Consider the following 1574-nt stretch of genomic DNA (forward strand, 5'->3'; position numbering starts at 1 on the left):
AGCCCTCAACATCATCCTTTTTTCGAGAAGGAGTAGAGAAACATTTTACAATGGAGAGTTTGATCCTGGCTCAGGATGAACGCTAGCGGCAGGCCTAATACATGCAAGTCGAACGGTTGGTAGCAATACTAATAGTGGCGCACGGGTGCGTAACACGTAACTAACCTGCCCAGAACTGGGGGATAGCCCGCCGAAAGGCGGATTAATACCGCATAAAACTACAGCTTGGCATCAGGTAGTAGTTAAAGATTTATTGGTTCTGGATGGGGTTGCGGGTCATTAGCTAGTTGGTCAGGTAACGGCTTACCAAGGCGACGATGACTAGGGGAGCTGAGAGGCTGGTCCCCCACACGGGCACTGAGATACGGGCCCGACTCCTACGGGAGGCAGCAGTAGGGAATATTGGGCAATGGGCGAGAGCCTGACCCAGCCATGCCGCGTGCAGGAAGAAGGCTTTCTGAGTCGTAAACTGCTTTTGACAGGGAAGAATAACCAGTACGTGTACTGGGATGACGGTACCTGCAGAATAAGCACCGGCTAACTCCGTGCCAGCAGCCGCGGTAATACGGAGGGTGCGAGCGTTGTCCGGATTTATTGGGTTTAAAGGGTGCGTAGGCGGCCGTTTAAGTCCGGGGTGAAAGCCCGCTGCTCAACAGCGGAACTGCCCTGGATACTGGACGGCTTGAGTACAGACGAGGTTGGCGGAATGGACCGAGTAGCGGTGAAATGCATAGATACGGTCCAGAACCCCGATTGCGAAGGCAGCTGACTAGGCTGTTACTGACGCTGAGGCACGACAGCGTGGGGAGCGAACAGGATTAGATACCCTGGTAGTCCACGCCGTAAACGATGGATACTCGCTGCGGGCTAAAGATTGTCCGTGGCTTAGGGAAACCGATAAGTATCCCACCTGGGGAGTACGCCGGCAACGGTGAAACTCAAAGGAATTGACGGGGGCCCGCACAAGTGGTGGAGCATGTGGTTTAATTCGATGATACGCGAGGAACCTTACCTAGGCTAGAATGCGCGTGACCGGCTCAGAGATGAGCCTTTCCTTCGGGACACAAAGCAAGGTGCTGCATGGCCGTCGTCAGCTCGTGCCGTGAGGTGTTGGGTTAAGTCCCGCAACGAGCGCAACCCCTATGGTTAGTTGCCAGCACGTAATGGTGGGGACTCTAGCCAGACTGCCTGCGCAAGCAGTGAGGAAGGCGGGGACGACGTCAGGTCATCATGGCCCTTACGCCTAGGGCGACACACGTGCTACAATGGACGGTACAGCGGGTAGCTACCAGGCGACTGGATGCCAATCTCGAAAAGCCGTTCTCAGTTCGGATTGGAGTCTGCAACTCGACTCCATGAAGCTGGAATCACTAGTAATCGCGCATCAGCCATGGCGCGGTGAATACGTTCCCGGGCCTTGTACACACCGCCCGTCAAGCCATGAAAGTCTGGTAGACCTGAAGCTGGTGCTCGTCACAGAAGCCAGTTAGGGTAGAACAGGTAATTAGGGCTAAGTCGTAACAAGGTAGCCGTACCGGAAGGTGCGGCTGGATCACCTCCTTTCTGGAGCAACT

General features: G+C 55.0%; 1 rRNA gene. It reads left to right on the plus strand.

Annotated features, from left to right (window positions below):
* Positions 1-47 precede the first annotated feature (47 nt).
* Positions 48-1563: ribosomal RNA gene (locus tag HHL22_RS23600) — 16S ribosomal RNA — on the plus strand.
* Positions 1564-1574: the final 11 nt, after the last annotated feature.

This window comes from Hymenobacter polaris, from assembly GCF_012927305.1.
GTDB lineage: Bacteria > Bacteroidota > Bacteroidia > Cytophagales > Hymenobacteraceae > Hymenobacter > Hymenobacter polaris.